The following is a 20,091-nucleotide window of genomic DNA, read 5'->3' as shown; positions in this document are numbered from 1 at the left end:
TCTTAAATATAAAATTCAAAATATATTGAATTTTATATTCCGTTGTTTTAGAATATTAATTATTAATAGAAAGGAGGCTTTTTAATGAAACAAACGTATTCCTCGCAACTGATTGAAACTATCTCCCTGGAGGTAGAATCTTCACCTGTTTGGGAAGTTATCCTAGGCATAGCAGGATACACGCATGCACAAATTAGACATACATTTGATTTAGACGAGAAATGGCTAGCAGACCAGAGTTCTATGCCTATGTCACTTATAGATGTTCTACAAGTGATACAAGAGACTAACTTCTGGTACGGATTGCTTATGCTTCAAAACAGATTCTCTTCATCATCTGTATCAGATTTTTCGAATCACCTTCATAACCTCTCAGCTGACTGTATATATGAAACCCTTTTGCCATATGGAGGTCGGGAGCTTGAACCTTTACGAAAAGAAGCTGTTGAGGCTGCTGCTTTCCGTCATACTTTAGCCTCATTTGAGGAATATGCTACACATTTTAATGACCATGATTATTTATGTGGATACGTACGAAGTTTAGCTCGTTACTCCCATGAGGAATTATGTACCCTTTTTATTGAAGCGATTACAGAATGGCATAACTGGATAAGTCAGCAAGAGGAATGGGAGAAGTGGACTAAAGCATTATCCTTTGAACAAAAACAACACGATTTATTGGATGTTACTAGACCTGTTGAGGAGATTGAACGTATTACGAATGGAGTAAGATATCAACCAGAGCCATCTATTTGGACTGTCAAACTGATTCCGCATGTTTCATATCGTCCCTGGGTTTTAGAGAAAAGAACTTCGGACACTAAATTATTCTTTTATCCATTGAGGGACGAATATTTGCTAGAACCTGGGATACCATCTATTGATCTAGTTCGCGGCCATAAAGCATTAGGAGATGAACTCCGCTTACGATTGCTATACCAATTGTTAAGGGGACCTTCATCCCTTCAAGAGATGAGCACCCAATTCAATATTTCAAAGACTACTCTGCATCATCAACTTTCACTTTTGAAAGCTGCCAAATTCATTAAGGTTGATAAAGGGATATATTCCGCCAATCCAACACAGCTCATCCACTTTTCCAGACGTCTTACCCAGTACCTTGGGGATGACATATGAAGACGTACTCCAAATCATTTAAGGCACTATGGGTGGGAGAAGTTGTATCGGAATTTGGTGGGGCCGCTGGCGGAATTCTAAATGGACTGTTACTATATCAAGTCACAGGTTCTAAGGAATGGATGGGAGCACTCTGGCTTATTTATTTTATTCCTTCTTTGCTTCTACAAAGTATAAGTACTCCCTTTCTCAATTATGTTGTAAAGGAGAAGATGCTTCGTAACATACAGCTTATTCGTTCCTTTGCATACCTTCTTCCTCTGGCTGGATATATCACAGATAAGTATACAGGAACCATCCTAGGGCTAATCATTCTGCAATGTACATTGGGACTATTGCAGCCCATCTATGCTAGCATTTCTTTTTCCCTGCTCCCTGATATTTGTAAAGAAGAGAAGCTTACTCAGGCAAATGGATTATTAGATGCTACCATTCGCCTTATGAGCTTTATCGCTCCTGGAGCTACATCTTTGTTACTGCTAGTAAGTCCTGTACATTTTATTTATGTTTTTTCATCAATTATGTTCTTTATCAGTTTTCTTTCAATCTTACATATTCCTATAAGAAGTACAGAGAAGGTAGCTACCTGGTCTAAAAAGTTTTGGTGGGCTGAAATGAAGACAGGATACCGTATATTTTTCAAGAATCCCTATCTCTTAAGATTGTCTCTTCTTTCCTCCACCGTCCAGTTTGCAGTAGGAGCAGCATTGGTTATTGGTATTCCGTTTATAAAAGGAGAACTTAACGGCCACTCATGGGAATATGCCATCTTTTCTGGTGCTTTCCCAATCGGCTATGCACTAGGGATGGTCTTACTTACGCGGGTTCCTAAAACACCTCAGACTATGTATCTTGGTTTAATCGGAGGAGGTCTCTCCTTCGTACTATTATTTTTTGTTCATTCCGTACCATTAGCTTGGGTATGTGAGTTATTCGGAGGGATTGCTTTTCCACTTTTTAATGCTCAAAGTGCAGCAGCTTTTCAGCGTGAAGCTCCTAAAGATCGCCTACCCCAGCTGAGCGCTGTTCGTTTGCTCTTTCTCCGAATCACTATGCCAATAGGCATAGTGTTCGCATCGTCATCCTTCTTACATATGAATATAAGGCAAATATATGGAATTGCAGGTGCAATAATTATCTTACCAGGATTGTTTTATTTATTTTCCTCACTGTATCAAAACAAACTACCAGTGAATAAAGAGAAGAAGACAAGTTGATTACAAGTGCAATGTTTTAAACCAATATATCCCCTTGAGAAGGTAGTTATTTGATATTCTCTACTTACTCTTGTGTCTATATTTCTTGTTACTATAGCGGTCAGTGAGAACGCCGGGGACCTTATTTTGACGGCTGAATTCACGAAGTATCAGTCGGTACGAGGATTTAAAATTTATCTCTATCGGAAAAGCGATCCCGAGTCAAAAGGCAAAATTGAGCAAGTCGTGAAGTTCGTTAAATTCAACTTCAGTAGAAACCGTATTTTTGATAACCTGGCCGACTGGAATAATGCCAACTTAGCTTGGTTGAAACGTACGGGTAATTACAAAATTCATCACAACACAAAAAAGAGACCTTTCGAAGTGCACGCCCTGGAAAAGCAACACTTGCAAAACGTCTCTGATACCTATTTATTCGAACATTCTCTCACGACCAGTATAACAAGAAAGATACAGAAGGACAACGTCATTCGCTATCTGGAAAACCGGTACAGCGTTCCGTCAGGTCTGCACTTTTATTTTGCAATAAACATCACCTTAGTAAATTCTGCAATGATAGCTCATTTGGGACACAATATCATCTATGCCAAGTCAGTTCAGCAAGCTTATTGGAGAATTAGAATAAGAAAATTAATTTTATTTATTAAAAACAAGTTCCATTTGCGAGTTAATTAAATCAAAAATAATTTCGTCTAACATTGCTGTAAATTCATCTGACCATCTGAGAATAGTTGATTTATCAAACCTTTCAATATGATAATAAAAGTTAAAAGTTAAACCATCGCTAGTCTGATTAATTACAAGATGGAGCCCTGGAATTCTATTAAAGTGAACATTGTTAAAAAATTCAAACTCTGGTTCTTTCTCAGATCCTAAAACTTCTATGATTTTATAATTAGAAATATTTTCTTTTTCCTTCCTCTTATAATTCACAAAATTAATTCCTGTATCTAAGAAATAAGTATCTTTATCAATTGGTTCTATGCATCATCGAAATCACTTCGAGCTGCTGTCGGAATCTTCCGGGACCAGGGTGGCTTGTCCACCGCTGCGTGAACATATTGTTACCTGAAGTCGTTGGCTTCTTCGATCATATCCACATATTCATTCATAACTTATTACTTCATCGAATTGCCTCTTGTGTCACAATTCTTTGTTGTATTCGTACGATTACTGATTCCCCTTTTCTTTTTTTCTTTCTTTGTCCCTTACATGAAAATATGTTGGATAATCAGCTAACAGTTTTGTTACAACTTCTTCAATGTTCTTCAGTTGTCTTATCATAACGCGCGTTTCATGTCTGATAAAAATTAACTTCAGCCATTGCTAACATCTCCTAATAATCAATTCTTGATTAATCAAATTCACAACCGTTTCTAAATGATCATGAATAAAAAAATGATCACCGTCGAAATTGTAAATCCGAAATTCTCCACTTGTATATTTATTCCATTCCCCCATATCTGTTGTTAAATTATCTTGTTTTCCATTCATTGCAACAATATCGCAATCAAAAACTTCGCCCTTCTCTTTGTAATCATATGTTTCCACAATTCTAAAATCCGCCTTTAAAATAGGAATAAAAATCTGAAGCAATTCTTTATGTTCTACTATTTCTTTTGGTGTGCCTCCCATTTCCAGGATCTCTTTTATAAACTCCGCGTTTGGCAAAACATGGTATATCTTGTCCATCTTTTTATGGGGCGGTTTTTTTCCAGAAAAAAAGATGGTTTCAGGCATTCTTTTTTTTTGTGATCTAATCTTATGGATGCATTCAAAAGCGAGTAAACTTCCCATACTATGTCCAAAAAAAGCATAGGGAGTGTCTTCTAACTCATCTTGTATCTTCTCATATATATCATTTACTGCCTCTTCAATATCTGTGTACAACGGTTCTACTATACGCTTTCCTCTACCTGCAAGCTCAATAGGAATAAGCTGGATTGAATGATGTAAATACTTTTTCCATTTCATATATACCGTCGCAGAACTACCAGCATATGGAAGACAAAACAACTTAATTTTCTCCATAACTCCCCCGTATATCTATTAGACTAATTCTTCGTATAATGTTGTCAAATCTATATATTCTATTCTTCCTGGAAAATCATCTGCTCTCACACTTACAGCTAATTTGTATTCTTGACCATAAGTCAAAAAAGTAGGACAACTGTTCATCTTTAGACTTGTCAAGTAAGTCCCTGTTTTCCTCTTCTGTAAAATAGCGTTCAGCGATATCGAGATGAAGTTTCCCCACCTTCTCGACATCAATACCAATCGGGAATAAATGAACAGCGCAGACAACCCATTCTCCTGAGTGTGAAATATTGTAAGAAAAATCGTTGATATTTGATTCGTTCTTGCTTTTCCAAAGAGACACATTGTAGCATTTTTCGAAATCTATCAGGTTCTAGCTTAATCGGAATCTGTCCAGCAAAAATTTCTATCATTTCGTGTACTAGTTACTGCTTTTGTTTTTTATAAGAGCGAGTTTGATGTGCATGGGATTGACAAGAACAACTTGAATTCCTTTCTTTGCGTAAGAACTGAGCAAGTGGCATCCAATAATGTCCTGGCTTACCTTGTGTATATCTTCTTTGCGTCTATCCTTATGATGTTATTGAATCTTATTTATTGTACTGATGACTAATGTTGTCCATTCTGCCCATATCTAACTTGAATATTTTATCAGCCACATCGAAGTAATGGTCATCATGCGTTACCGCAATCACTATTTTTCCTTCAGCTTTCATCTGTGGTAGTAATTCCCTATAAAAAATCTTTCTAAAATGAGGATCTTGATCTGCTGCCAATTCATCAAAGATATAAATTGGCTTATCTTCTAAATAGCATCTCAATAGGTGAAGTCTTTTCTTCTGTCCAGTTGATAATGAAACAGTACTCAGGGTATCATGATGGACATCGACTTTTTTGTCTAGTTCAAGTAGCTGTAAGTAATCATCAATTATTTCCTTCTTTTCTGATAAATCGGTATTGTAGAATCTTTCAAACAGATGTGAATCAGAAAAAACCGAAGAAATATATTCGCCAATTATACCCTGATCAATCTCCTTGTTGTTAATTCTTATACTACCAGTTAAAGGTTTATACAAGCCAGTAATCAGTTTAATAAGGGTCGATTTGCCACTACCATTACCACCAATGATAAACAGGATCTCTCCTTTATTTACGGCGAAATCAATAGGACCAACTGTAAATCCATCCGTTTCTTCATTTCCATATGTAAAAGTTAATTGACTACTACTTAAGCTGTCTATTTCCTCATAATAATCTAGAATGACTGGCTTATCCTTATGTTCCATATCAGGGAATTGGCCAAGCAACGACTTTACTCGATCAATAGCCACTCTTATTTGTGCTAATTGTGGTATAGCATTTAGGATCCCATTTATTGGGCCTAAAAGATAAAGTAAAATCATAATAAATGTAGTCAATTCATGTTCATCTATTATATGAAAAACAAATGAAAATCCAAACACGATAAATCCCATCACAATGATAAACAGAGATTCACCTAACATAAAGGCATTAACAAACATTTTAAAAGCATATACATTGTTAGATTTATACTCGGAGTTAATTTTACGAACTTCTTCCCAATATTCAGATTTTTTAGTTCTATGAAGAGAAATATCTTTAAATCCATAAATGAGACCTTCTACTTTTGACAAGAATTTATTTTGAGTTTCTCTTGCCACATTTAAGTGCTTTCCGGCTTTACTATCAAAGTAGGCATATATTCCAGCCATCATAACGATTATCAATAGTGAAATAATCATACCCAACCCAGATACAGTTCCCAAATAGATAAAGGCTGAAATAATAGTAATAAAGCTTGTGGTAATCACTACAGCTAATCCTGCTAAATTTCCAATTCGATTAATATCATCTGTAATCGTTGCAATAATTCTACCAGACTCCATCTTTTCAAACTTTTCATAACTGATTTGGAAAAGTCTATCGAATATTTTTTTCCTAATCGATTCAATAATCGTCTGTGCTACATCTACTAACTTGACTTCTAGTGTTCTTCTGCCACTAATATAGATAATTAATGCTAATACAAAGTAATAGACTGTATAGCTCAAATCCCCTGTTCCATTTAATGCACTTGTAATTAAGAAAATAACAACGGCATTACATATCCCAGCTATTACACCTAACGTTAAAATTTCTGGGGCATCTTTAAAATAGGTGTTCTTACTCGGGAATAACAATAACATAAAGTACGTGATATACATAAAGATTAGCAAAGTTAAAATACTTCCGACAAAAATAATAAAACTACTAGGGCTCCATACAACTGCCGTATACCAATCTACACCTGAAAATGCAAAAGGAAATAGGTAAATACCATACAGAACAGGCACAAGAAGCATAAGATTTATGATAAGTTTCTTCATACTACCCTTTTCAAATCCTCTATGCCTCTTCCCTATTTTTGCACCATATACGATATAGCCGCAGAACCATATAAGTAAAGCAACTAATGAGAATAATATGATTGAAAAAACAGAGTATACAACATCCATTTTACTGGCACTTTTTTCCAAAGGTTTCAGTTCATCACCATAGAGAAAAGAAGAGAGATTACTTGACATTTCATAAAAATTATCAGAATTTGTATTAGCTAAGATAACTATCCCCGAATTGCTTTTTTTGCTGAATGATATATAAGAAGAGAAATTGGGATTCATCCCTCCATGATATAATTCGTCAAATCGATTCGAAGCAACAAACCAACCCTTTCCATAAAAGCTGTTGTTAACGGATGAAACTGTTTTGTCTGCCTCATGCGTGGCATTTACTAAAGGGCTTATGTTTGTGGTTGTATCTCCAAGTTGAAGTTGTAGCCAATTGATCATGTTTTCGATATTTGACACTAAATACCCAGCAGGATAATTATTTCTAAATATCGGAGATTGGTATTCTCTAGGAGTAAAATAACTGATTTTAAAGCCTTTGGAAAGTTGTTGATCATTTGATTCTACTCCAACATAGGAGTTATTCATCTGTAGAGGGGTTAGTATACTTGATTTTATATACCCTTCATATGACTTCCCGGAAACTTTCTCTATAATGGCACCTAAAATATCGTAGTTAATGGTTGCATATTCAAATTGCTTACCCGGAATGTCTTCTAATTTAATACCTTTTATTTTATCAACCAAGTTTGGTAAGGCTTTCGCACTTGCATCCTCTCTCAATAATTTAATGGAATCTTCCCCTATACCACTTGTGTGGTGTAATAATTGTTCAATCGTAATTTCTTGTTTCTTCTCATTGAATATTCCATAGAAATCTGGAAAGTATTTGGATACAGAATCCTGTAAAGAGAGTTGTCCTTCTTTTTCTAGATTCATGATGGCAAGAGCCGTAAATGATTTGGTTAAAGAGCCAATCTCATAATTGGTATGCTCGGATGTCTCAAGTCTTTTCTCCAAATCACTATACCCATAATTTAAAAATTGAACCTTACCATTTTGAATAATTCCTATACTTAATCCTTGGACTTTTAACTCCTTAAAATGTTCTTCCACATAATTTGAAATAACGTCTATTTTACTCTCCTCTCCATTTCCAGCATGTCCAACAGAAACGCTTACAGTAGAAACAATAAACAGAAATGTTAATAATGCAATAAATTTTCTCATTAAACTCTCCTTATCATTTAATATTGTTTCAGTTACAAATGATGTGGGTAGTGGAGACTTACCCATGTGCACCTAATTTGAAAAAAGCAATTCTAAATCTTCTTCCGAAATGTCTGCTTCATTAAAATCAGAAGGTGTAAACTCGATCTCTCCACTTGTTGAGCAATGTTGGTAAATATCCTTTATTGTATTGATATAACGATCTAAAAAAGATTGCATAGTTTCATTCTCAAATGTATTTGAGCTAAAAGTTACATTTATCTGTAACTTTCCGTTTAACTTAATGGCTATCACATCAACAAGGGCTGTAAGTTTGTTCTTTGCACTAACATCTGATCCAGTATGTAAACTTGAAAGTTTACATACATCTGACTGTAAAACATGATCAAAATCACCAAGGTAATTAAAACGAATTGGTTCGTGATGGATATTTTCAAAGATCTTATTAATATACTTCAATACACTAAAGTTAAATCCCTTATATGGTACTTTTCTATATATTTCTTTTAATTCTTTTAATTGAGTTATGAGGTCATTTCCTTTTACTTTAAAGTGTACTGGGTATATACTTGTAAACCATCCAATTGTCCTTGAGATGTCTATCTCCTCATTGATTTGCTCTCTACCATGTCTCTCAACTTCAAATACAACTTCTTCCATGTTACTCGTTTTATGAATAGTTAAAGCTAAGGAAGAAATAAGTAGTTCATTAAGATCCATATTGTAATATTGATTTATCTTTATACCTAAATCTTTCGTAATTTTTTCATCTAATTCATAACTTAATGTTACTGAATCTTCTACTAAACCAATAGGTTTATCAAAATCTTTGGGTAGATAGGATGGGTGATTTAATATTTCTTTCCAGTACTCAACTTCTTCAGGAAATCCCAGATTGCTATATTCATGGAGGATTGAAGCCCATTCTTTGAATGAATGAGTCTTGAGTGGTAACTCTAGATTCTGATGATTTTGGATTTGCGTAAGTAAGGTTAGAAAGTCTTCTAAGATAATTCTCCACGATACACCATCAATCACTAAATGATGGCCAGTTAATAATAACAATTCTGTTTTTTCATTTACTGTTATTAAGCATGCTCTTATCAAAAAACCTTGATCTAATGTGATGCTTCTTTTTACTTTCTCACTAATTTCTTTAATTTTTTCTTCTATTACTTCTGGTTCATCATGATCTAATGCGTTTAAGTTAAAATATTCTATTTCGATTTCTTGCTCTAGCAATTGATTATTATAGTACAGCTCTTGGGTATTTGTATCAAAATTTACCCTCAATGTATCATGATGATGGATAATTTCTCTTAATGCGACTTGGATATTTTCTATTCCAATTTTTTCTTTCAACTCCAACAGTACGGATTGATTAAAATAATGTGGTTCTGCCATTCTTTGTTCAAGGAACCATTGAATAATAGGGGTATTTCTTATTTTTCCTTCCTCTAGATGTTGAGAGATCCGCGAAGATACATACTGATAGTCAATACATAAAGCTATATCCTCTAACGTTTCCTTCTCCATAATATCTTGGACCTTTAAGGTCATTCCAATTTCTTTCAATTTGGAGACAATTTGAATCGCTTTTATTGAGTCTCCCCCAATTTGGAAAAAGTTGCTATTCATACTTAGATTCCCCTTACCAAGTATCCCTTCTAAGATTTGAATAAATTGTCTTTCCGTTTCATTTCGAGACGAAATAAATTCGACTGGATGTACCGAGATACCCGGTAATTGTTTATAATCTACTTTTCCATTTGAAGTTAAAGGGACTTGCTCAATATTCACATAATAAGAAGGTACCATGTATGCTGGTAGTTTCTTAAAAAGTTGTTGTTTTATAGCATGTTCAGAAAAATCATTATCACTTACAATATAAGCACATATGGCATCATGTCCATTGAAATCTTTTTTTACTTGAACAATACCTTCCTTCACGAAGTCGATATCTCTTATCGCACTTTCGATCTCTCCTAGTTCAATACGAAATCCTCGTAATTTAACCTGATTATCTGCCCTTCCAATATACTCGATGTTCCCATCAGGCAACATTTTACCTAGATCCCCTGTTTTGTACATCCTCTTGTTTTGAAATCGTTCATTGTTTAGGTGAATAAATACATTCTTGGTAAGCTCCTCTTTATTTAGATATCCTCTTGCTACTCCGTCTCCTGCTATGTATAGTTCTCCCACTATTCCTGGAGTAACTAATTGCAAGTTCTTATCGAAGAGATAGATTTCTACATTATCGGCTGGCTTGCCAATGGGAACGGAATATCCCAGGTCATACTCGGGTCGATATTGATAGATCATACATCCTACCACTGTCTCTGTCGGACCATACTCGTTGTAGATTTCTACTTTTCCTCCAAAACTATCAAAGGCTTCTTTCGCTAGTTTAACTGGTAAATTCTCTCCTCCTACAATAAATCGTTTGACGGATGATGAATGATTTGGTTGATCCTTGATTAAGGTTAGATGGGCTGGGGTTACTTTAATCACGGTTGCCTTTTTATCTTCTAACACTTTATATAAGATAAATTCCTCTCCCTTATCCTCATAAATCGCGATCAATTGACCAGAGAGAAGAGGTGTAAAGATAGAAGTAATTGTTAAATCAAACGTAATGGAAGAATAGAGTGCAAATACTTCTTTTTCATCCTTTAGATATGCTTTTCCAGCCCACCAAATATAATTCATTAATCCCCTATGTTCAATCATAACTCCTTTAGGTTTTCCTGTTGATCCTGATGTATAGATGATATAGGCGATATCTTCTGGTGCTGCCTTACTTACATAGGTTGTGTCTTCGTTCTCTATGCTTGTATCATCGGCCATTATTAGCTCTTGATTATAGGAAAGACCTTCTATTTCTATATTCGTATATAGTACCTTCGCATCTGAATCTTGAAGCATGTATTCTATTCTTTCTAATGGATACTTCGGATCGATGGGAACATAGGCTGCTCCTACTTTCAGTGTCGCTAAGATCCCTATGACTAACTCATAAGAATGAGTAGCAATGATGGCTACTCGATCCCCTTTAAACACCCCTTTACTCTCTAGATGATGAGCCAATTGATTTATTCTTTGGTTCATTTCTCCATAAGTGAGGAAACTCTCTTGAAAAACTAATGCCATAGCATTCGGTTGTGCAAGTATCTGTTCTTCGATGACATCAATCACTGTTTTTTCTCTAGGGTAGTCAGCTTTTGTTTGATTCAAAGTATCGAATACACTCATCAGATGTTCTTCATGCCCAAGAGATAAGTTTTCAATATGTTCTTCTCCGTTTTCGATTAGACGATTAGCAAGATGCATCATCTGATCATACATACGTTCCACTTCTATATCGCTATAGTCACTAATCCTGTAATCAATGAGGAGTTCTATTTCATCATTATCTAACCATTCCTTCACAACCATCTGTAAGGAGTAACTTTGGTACCCAGAATAGTATTCTTCTACCCTAACTGGTATATCTCCCAACTCATTTGAATATTTCGTATTATAGTAATTCACACAGATATCAAATAAAGTGTCATATCCTGCTTTTCTTACATGTAAATCATTCACAAGTAAGTCATATGGATATTGCTGATGGACAAGACAAGCTCTTAATTCTTTATTCACAGCTGTTAAAACATCTATTCCACTCATGCCAGGTTTACATGTAACTCGAAGAGGAACAGAACTAGTGAACATTCCCACCGTATTTTTTTCATTCTGACCGATTCTATTAAAAACTGGGACTCCCAAAATAATATCATCAATGGATTTTGTCTTATGTAAATAAATGATTTTGAGTGCCGTAAAAAAAGTAGCCAATGATAGTTGTTTTTGTTTAATTACGAATTTTCTAATTTTTGCACTTTCATTTATCCCCAATTTAAACGATTTTCTTATGCCCTTGGGATCCCCAATTCTTTTGGTTATCATGATTTCAGGAAGTATTTCAAACTTCACATTCCAATACTGTTTGTTCTTCAGAAATCGTGATGAATTTAAATATGCTTTTTCTGTCTGAATATAGTTAACATAAGATTCATTATATAAATGTGTTACGTCTTGTTCTTGTTCTAAAGCCTTATAATAGTTACAGAGCTGTTTCTCTATTAAGTGGATAGACCAACCATCTGCAATTAAATGGTGAATGTTAAGTAAAACCCCGTACTCTGTATCAGATAGTTTATAGATTCCAAAATAATATAACTTGCCATCGATTAATTCAAATGGTGTAGTAAACACCCCTTCAATCCATCGATTAAATTGTTCAAGTTTGTCTTCTTTTTCAGTGAAATCAACAAAATCAATGTTTTCTTCCTGATACTCATCTACATGCTGAACAGCTTCTTCATTTCGTTCTCGAAACCTTAACCGCAACCCATCATTATGCTTTATGATAAGTTGGATTGCTTTATCTAATTTGGAAACATCAATCTTTCCTTCTATTCGAAGTGATCCTCCAATATTATGTATAACTAGTCCTGGATTCATTTTCTCGACATACCAAATTCTTTTTTGTGCATGCGTTAGATTATAATAAATCGGCTCATTCATAGTATCATCTGCTCCTATTATGAATTGTTACGCTTATAAAAATGTCTTCAAGTTAGAAGTCATATTCAAGATCAGTTTCTCCAGAAAAGGCTGATCTTGAATATGAATATTCTCTCTTGCTTTTGCTTAAGCTATAGGTTTTTTCGTTGCAAGTAGTCTCTGACAATTTCACCTACTGCGTCTACATTTGGCGGCATCAACACAGAATCATGATCCCCTGGAACTTCATAATATTCCAAAGATGTTTTGGCCATTTTTTCCCATAATTCACGCTTGAATAATACATTATCATTATCTACTGCTTTAATAACAAGGGTAGGGGTATATACAAAACCTAGGAAGCAATAATTAGATTTTACCGTTAATTCCTCTCCGAAAAATTTTTGGATACTTCTTCTTACTTTCAAAATTTCTAATTGTCTTTCTTTCTCAATCGGTTTTGCTTTTGGGATGAGATTCGAAAAAGTCTTCATCGTATAGCTTTTATCTTTCTTAGTAATCCTACGCCAGAGATCAATCACTCTAATGATATTATTCATAATCCTTATATTTTTATGGTGCTTTTTCTCGATAAAGGCCTCCTGATCTAGCATCAGTAATGCACTTACTTCGTCTCCCTGGATTTGCATAATATTCGCAAGATCATTGGAAAGATATCCACCTACGCAATAACCAGCTAATAAATAAGGACCTTCACTTTGTACCTGACGAATTTCGTCAATATAAACTTGTAACATTTGATAATAGCTATCTGGAAAAGGTTCTTCCCCATTTAATCCACGGGGTTGAATTCCATAGACACTATATTTATCTTCTAATAATTTCGCTAAGTGTCTGAAATAAAAGATATTTCCATCTGCTCCATGAACGATAAATATTTTCTTTTCACTTTTACTTCGATTAATCTTAAATACATGCTTACGATTCCCATAATCGTTACTGTTAGATTCCATTTCTTCTGTTATATATTCCGAAAGCTCTAGAATCGTCTTATTAGCCATAATGTCCGCTGCATTCATATCTATGTCTAATTCGTCCCGCAGATTAGCAGCAACTTGAATAATATTGATGGAGTTACCTCCAAATTCAAAGAAATCATCGTGAATAAATACTTCATCAAGATCTAATACTTTCTTCCAAATCGTAGCTATGGTATTTTCTACAAAACTTCTTGGTGGTATCTTATTTACTCTTTCAACTTGTTCCTCCATCAAACTTAAGGCCTGCTTATTCACCTTCCCATTATGGGTCAGAGGAATTTTACCAAAAACCGTGACATATGCTGTGGGTACCATGTAGTCAGGCAATTGTTTTTTAATACTGTTTTTAATAGTTGGTAAGTATTCAGCTTCCGTTACAATATAGGCACATAAATACTTGTTTCCTTGTTTATTTTCCTTAACCATAGTAACCGCATCTTTTACTTCTGGTAGTTTCCTTAGTACAGCATCAATCTCACCAAGTTCGATCCGATAACCTCGTATTTTGATTTGATGATCAATCCGCCCTATATATTCAATGGTTCCTTGTGGTGTCCAACGAGCAAGATCTCCTGTTTTATACATCCTTTCATTAGATACATAAGGATTTTCTATGAATTTCTCCGCTGTTAAGCTTGGAAGATTCATGTATCCTCGGGCCAAACCATCACCAGCAATACATAATTCTCCTACTGTTCCAGTTGGAGCTAACCTTTGATGCGAATTAACAATATAGACTTTTGTATTGGAAATAGGGGTTCCAATGGTTAGTTTTTCACCCTTTTTTAATTCTTTCACTGTTGACCATACTGTTGCTTCTGTTGGGCCATACAAGTTAAATATTTTTGCTTCTGTGTTATTTTGTATCTTCTCAATTAAGTTCTCAGGTAGAGCTTCTCCACCCATCATGATAACTTCTAATTTTTGCAAACACTCTTTGTATTTTCTATCATTTGTTAATAGAAGCATCCTTGAGGGTGTTACAGCTAACATGTCTATTTTGTGACGAAGGATAAGTTCGCTAATTAGGGCAGGATCTTTTTGTTGTTCTTCATTTGCTACAATAACTTTCATACCTAGAGCCAATGGTACGAGACTTTCTGACACAAACAAATCAAAGGAGATGGTTGTTAGTGCTAATATACTCTTACCTGGTTGTAAAGGAATTCGTTTTCTCATTCCAAGGATAAGATTATGTAATGATTGGTGTTCTATCATGACACCTTTTGGATTCCCAGTACTCCCCGATGTGTAAATAACGTACGCAAGATTTTTGGAAGTTAGTTCGTTTTTCCTTTTTTCTAATCTTGTTTCTTCTATTTTCTGATTCTCATAGTTTGTAATATCCAATATAGTTCCTGTAAAGTTTATATTGAGATGTTCAATTCGTTTTGGATCAGTGAGTAAATATTGGCTCTCACTATCCATTAAGAGATGCTCGATTCGATCTTTTGGATAGCTCTTATCTATAGGTAGGTATGCTCCACCTGCTTTTTGTATGGCCAGCATAGCGACAATCATTTCGATCGATCGATCCACCATCAGCCCAACAATCGATTCTATTTGTACTCCTTCATTCATCAGGAATTGGGCCATTTTATTAACCTTTTCTAGCAATTTCTCATAGGTGATTTCTGTATCACCTTGCGCGACTGCAATATGGGTTGGATATGTCCTTACTGTTTCCTCAAATATATCAATGAGTGTTTTCCCCTGTGTATAGTTCAATTGTGTATCATTAAAATCTTGCAATAATTGTTGCTTCTCTTCCTCGTCAATTCCTTCGATGTTTTGAATCTGTTGATCGCTTTTCACTATCATTTCTTTTAGTATATTTACGTAATGCTTCATCATCAGTGCTATGGTTTCTTTTCTAAATAAACTACTTCGATATTCTGTTTCGCAAACAAGTTGTCCATTGGCTTCTATCATATTTAAAATTATGTCTAATTTTATCCGATTCTGATTTCTTCCATAGGGTTTGACTTGAAGATCTGATAAAGCCATCTCTTTTACTTCGTTATTATGTAGGACTAACATAACGTCGAATAATGGATTACGACTTAAATCTCTTTTGCTTTTCACTTCTTCAACAAGTTCTTCAAATGCATACTCTTGATTTTCATATGCTAAAACGAGTTTATCTTTTGATTCGATCAGGTAGTCTTCGATTTTCTTGTTTCCTTCAGGATAGTTCCGAATAGCTAATGTATTCACAAACATACCAGCAACCTTCTGTAGCTGTGGGTGTCTTCTACCAGCGATCGGAGTTCCGATGACAATGTCTTCTTGTCCACTGTACTTAGAGATTAAGATACTGTAGCCTGCCATAAGCCCCATATAGAGTGTTCCACCTAAGCGAGACATCGTTTTACTTAATCCTTGGACAACCTCTTCTTCGATCATAAATTGATAGGTATTTCCTACGTTACTCTCTATTTGGCTTCTTACACCGTCGAGTGGGAGATTTAATACGGGAAGGACTCCTTCAAATTCTTGCTTCCAATACGCTTTTTGCTCTTCCCACACGCCGCTTGTTTTCTTCTCTCTTTCCCATAATACGTATTCTTTGTACTGTATCTCTTCTACTTCTAGTTCTTCACCTTCATACGCCTTCATAAAGTCTTCTGCCAATATGCCCATGGTAGTCCCGTCACTAATGATGTGATGCATATCGATCATGAGAATATAGCGGTCTTCCCACTTGATGAGCCCTGATCGGACAAGAGGAGCCTGCTCTAGATCAAATGGTTGTACCCAGCGAGTCAATGTCTCATCTACTTCTTCTTGACTTTCTACCTCTTCATACGAAAGTGCGAGGGTAACTTGGTCAGCGATTTTTTGCACGATCTCTTCATCTAGAATATGAAAGCTCGTTCTTAGGGAATCATGCTTCATAACGAGTTGCTGAATCGCTTTTTCTACCCTATCTCGCTCTACTTGCCCTTCTAACTTGAGGGCGAATGGCATGTTATACGCCACATTTTCTTTATCCATCATTTGAATTGCAAAAAGTCGCTTTTGTGCTGAACTGACAGGATAACTTTCTTGTTTGGTTAAAGGCTGTAATTTCTCATATTTCTTCTGATGACTTTCGTTGATCTTCGTTGCCAGTTCCTTAATTGTTGGGTATTGGAATAGATCGCTTACTCCAATCTCCACTTCTAATTCTTTTTGAATTCTCCCACTTACAATGGTAGCTTTTAAGGAATGACCACCAAGTTCAAAAAAGTTATCTTGGATTCCGATTCTTTCAACCTTTAACATCTCATCCCATATCGCAACTAATTTCTGTTCGATTTCATTCGTAGCCTGTTGATACTCTTTCTCTCGGGCAAAACTGACTTCTAACTTCAAAAGTTCATTACGATCTACTTTGCCACTTGCTGTTAAAGGAATATTCTCTACCTCGAGATAGACATTAGGTATCATATAAGTAGGTAGACGATTGCTCAAATGCTTTTTTATGTCTTCTTTAGAATGGGGCTTAAGCAACGTATAGTAAGCGATTAATTGCTCCTCGTTTTCTTTTCCTTCTTTTTTTAGAACAACGGCGTCTTTAATTGCTTCTACTTCCATGAGACAGTTTTCAATCTCACCTAATTCAATTCGATATCCGCGGATTTTTACTTGCTTATCTTTACGCCCTAACCATGTAATGGAGCCGTCAATCTCTAATCTTCCTAAGTCTCCTGTCCAGTACTGACTCCCGAACTCAGGATCGTTTTGAAATACTTTTGCAGATAATTCTTTGTTATTCCAATATCCTTTGGCAATATAGGAGTTCGAAACAACAATTTCCCCAATACCTAAAGGCAGCACTTCGTTATCAAACTCATCCACAACAATGATTTCTATGCCTTCTATTGGTCGTCCAAGATGAATACTTAGCTCTTCGTCAGCATGAGAGATAAATTGGCATGAATTAAACGAAGATTCAGATTGCCCGTATAAGTTTACAAGTGTAGCGTTTTTAAAGTTCTCTCTAAATAACTGAATATCTTGCTTATTTACATTTTCCCCGCCCAGAATTATATATTTTAAATCAGGCAGATCAATGTTTTTATCTAATGAACGAGTAAAATGACGATATAAAGTCGGAACAGAATGCCATATGTTCATTTTTTCTGCTGCTAACCACTGTACTATTGCTTTAAAACCATTTTCTTTTCTAATATCTCTAGGATAGAGAGTTGCCCCGTGTAATAAGCCACTATAAATATCGATAATAGCTGCATCATGTGAGAAATAAGAGAATAACGTCATTTTGCTTCCACTGGATATTCCTAATTTATTTGCATATTGTGTCGCATAATAGTAGATATTCTCTTGCGTTTGAATAACTCCCTTTGGCTTCCCTGTTGAGCCTGACGTATAGAGGATGTAAGCATATTCGTTAGCTTGTATCCCTTCATAATTGGACGTTACATGAACGCTAGTAGAAAGCTCATCGACATTTATGATTTGAATTTCTCTATTTCCATTTTCTACTGCTTTTTTTGCTAATTTCATATTTTCATGATTTGTTACAAGTACTTCGACTTCAGCATCCTCCAAGATATGGGCAATACGTAATTCAGGGTACTGGTCACTTAATGGAATATACGTTAAACCAGCTTTCAATGTAGCAATAGAACTTACGACCATATCAGTCCCTTGTTCGAATAAAAGCCCTATATGTCCTTTTGTAACATTATGTTGGAGAAGATGGGCAGCGACAAAGTCGCTGTGTCCATCCAATTCCCGGTATGTCATCTGTTTACTCTCGGTAGATAATGCGATGATTTCAGGGGTCTTTTTGGCTTGATCTCGAAATGTATCTATTAATATCACTTTTACTCCTCCGATATTATCGTTTTACTAACCTTCTTCTCGTTGTCAATCCTATTTCAGAGATAGATTTTTCACTATGACTTGCTGCATCAGAAATAACCTTTATCAATTCCCCAACTATGTGCTGAATGTCAGTATTTTTGAATTTAGTTTTCCGATATTCACAAGTGAGAAGAATGCGATCGTCTAAAGGTGTAATATAGAAAATCATATCGAACTTCACATTCACATTCTTTGAAAAATCATACTGACTGCTATTCTTTAATTCATTTACATCTGAGAAATTGATGATATTTAAAAATACTTGAATATCAGGATATTTCATTTGTAAATTTTCTAATACTAGTTCTAATGGATATGCTTGATACGTTACGGCTTCAGATACACTAGTACTTACATGTTGGAGAAAATGATCAAATCGTTCATTTCTGTTTATTTTCTCCCTGAGTATTAATGTGTTTACGAAACACCCGACAATTTCCTCTGTTTCGAAATGCTCCCTACCCGCTACAGGTGATCCAATAATGATGTCATCTTGTCCAGTCATTCTATTTAACAGGACATATAAGGACGATAAAAATAGAGAGAATACACTTATTTGCGTAGTAGAAACTAATGCTTTGATCTTCTGATTGAGATCATTATCGATTACAACGTTGTATTGACCGTCGTTCCCATCGTAATCCATGATCATTCTTTCTGGGAGTAATAGTTTGTCTGGGAAATTAACAAATTTACGTTCCCAATAATGTAGTGCCTCATCCATTTTTTCTTCAATAATATTATTTTGCCAAGCAGCGAAATCTTTGTATTGGATTTTTAGCGGAGTAATAGGTAGTCGTTTATTTTGCTTGTAATTTTCATAGTACTTAAAAAATTCATTCCTAATAATCCCCATAGAGACTCCATCAGAAATAATATGATGTATACAGAATAGAACTTCATAGTGATCAACATTGATTTTAAGTATCTTCATTCTATAAAGACCTGACTCTTTTAGATTAAATGGTTGAGCAAATATCAATGATTCGGCATCAAGCATTTTTTGATATTTTTCTTCCTCTTGCAATTGCATTAAATCTTCAATATCTAGTTCTACAGCTTGATACTCTTCAATTTTTTGGAATACATCCCCGTCTTTCTCAATGAAGGATGTTCTAAAACTTTCATGCTTCATCACTAAGGCATTTATCGTCGCTTTGAAAGCTTCTTCTGGCTCTGTGTCTTTTATTACAAATCTTCCTGGCATATTATACGCAATACTTTGTGGATTTAATTCGTTTATAATCCACATTCTTCTTTGTGCAAAGGAAACATCATAGAGTTCAGAAGCTTCTAATACGGGAATTGTGTTTGCATACTCTTCTTCAATGCTCTCGATTTTCTTCGCAAGCTTTGAGATGGTTGAATCGATGTACAAATCTCGATAACTTAAACTCTTTCCAAATTCCCGTTGAATCGTTGACATCAACTTTATGACTCCCAAAGAATGTCCACCAAGTTCAAAGAAGTTGTCCTGGATTCCAATTCGTTCAACTCCTAATACATCTTCCCATATGGCTACTAATTTCTCTTCGAGTTCATTTGTAGCTGCTTGATAGGCATTCTCTCGTGTGAAGGTGACTTCCATCTCTAACAACCTGGCTCGATTTACTTTTCCATTGGCTGTAATCGGAA

The 20,091-nt window shown here is 35.2% G+C and carries 10 protein-coding genes; 3 read left to right on the top strand and 7 right to left on the bottom strand.

What is annotated here, in order from left to right:
• Positions 1–84 precede the first annotated feature (84 nt).
• From D1970_RS15820 to D1970_RS15810, 3 genes are all read left to right on the top strand, one after another.
• Positions 85–1,137, top strand: a complete 1,053-nt coding sequence (locus D1970_RS15820; RefSeq protein ID WP_119113846.1) for an ArsR family transcriptional regulator — start codon at positions 85–87, stop codon at positions 1,135–1,137.
• Entirely contained in the window at positions 1,134–2,354 is a 1,221-nt protein-coding gene (locus D1970_RS15815; RefSeq protein WP_119113845.1) for an MFS transporter, read from the top strand. The genes D1970_RS15820 and D1970_RS15815 overlap by 4 nt, the downstream gene beginning before the upstream one ends.
• 126 nt (positions 2,355–2,480) lie before the next feature.
• Complete coding sequence (locus D1970_RS15810) at positions 2,481–3,029, top strand: hypothetical protein (protein ID WP_310648626.1); 549 nt, start codon at positions 2,481–2,483, stop codon at positions 3,027–3,029.
• Here the strand turns inward: D1970_RS15810 and D1970_RS15805 are convergent.
• The 7 genes from D1970_RS15805 to D1970_RS15775 all read right to left on the bottom strand — a co-directional run.
• Entirely contained in the window at positions 2,991–3,287 is a 297-nt protein-coding gene (locus tag D1970_RS15805; RefSeq protein WP_181213215.1) for a hypothetical protein, read from the bottom strand. The two genes, D1970_RS15810 and D1970_RS15805, sit on opposite strands and share 39 nt — an antisense overlap.
• Before the next feature lie 393 nt (positions 3,288–3,680).
• Entirely contained in the window at positions 3,681–4,385 is a 705-nt protein-coding gene (locus D1970_RS15800; RefSeq protein WP_181213216.1) for a thioesterase II family protein, read from the bottom strand.
• 76 nt (positions 4,386–4,461) lie between these two features.
• Positions 4,462–4,734, bottom strand: coding sequence for a 4'-phosphopantetheinyl transferase family protein (locus D1970_RS15795; protein WP_259339689.1), 273 nt, complete (start codon positions 4,732–4,734; stop codon positions 4,462–4,464).
• A gap of 247 nt (positions 4,735–4,981) precedes the next feature.
• A complete protein-coding gene (locus tag D1970_RS15790) occupies positions 4,982–8,029 on the bottom strand; it encodes a cyclic peptide export ABC transporter (protein ID WP_181213217.1) in 3,048 nt (1,015 codons plus the stop codon).
• A gap of 72 nt (positions 8,030–8,101) precedes the next feature.
• Complete coding sequence (locus D1970_RS15785; RefSeq protein ID WP_119113841.1) at positions 8,102–12,601, bottom strand: non-ribosomal peptide synthetase; 4,500 nt, start codon at positions 12,599–12,601, stop codon at positions 8,102–8,104.
• A gap of 131 nt (positions 12,602–12,732) precedes the next feature.
• A complete protein-coding gene (locus tag D1970_RS15780; RefSeq protein ID WP_119113840.1) occupies positions 12,733–18,414 on the bottom strand; it encodes a non-ribosomal peptide synthetase in 5,682 nt (1,893 codons plus the stop codon).
• Positions 18,415–18,430: 16 nt separating this feature from the next.
• The coding region (locus D1970_RS15775) for a condensation domain-containing protein (RefSeq protein WP_220453200.1) at positions 18,431–20,091 on the bottom strand (1,661 nt) is incomplete at its 5' end.

This window comes from Mesobacillus zeae (genome assembly GCF_003570705.1).
GTDB lineage: Bacteria > Bacillota > Bacilli > Bacillales > Cytobacillaceae > Mesobacillus_C > Mesobacillus_C zeae.
Note: the sequence above shows the minus strand (reverse complement) of the source record. Positions and strands in the feature narration are given on the sequence as shown.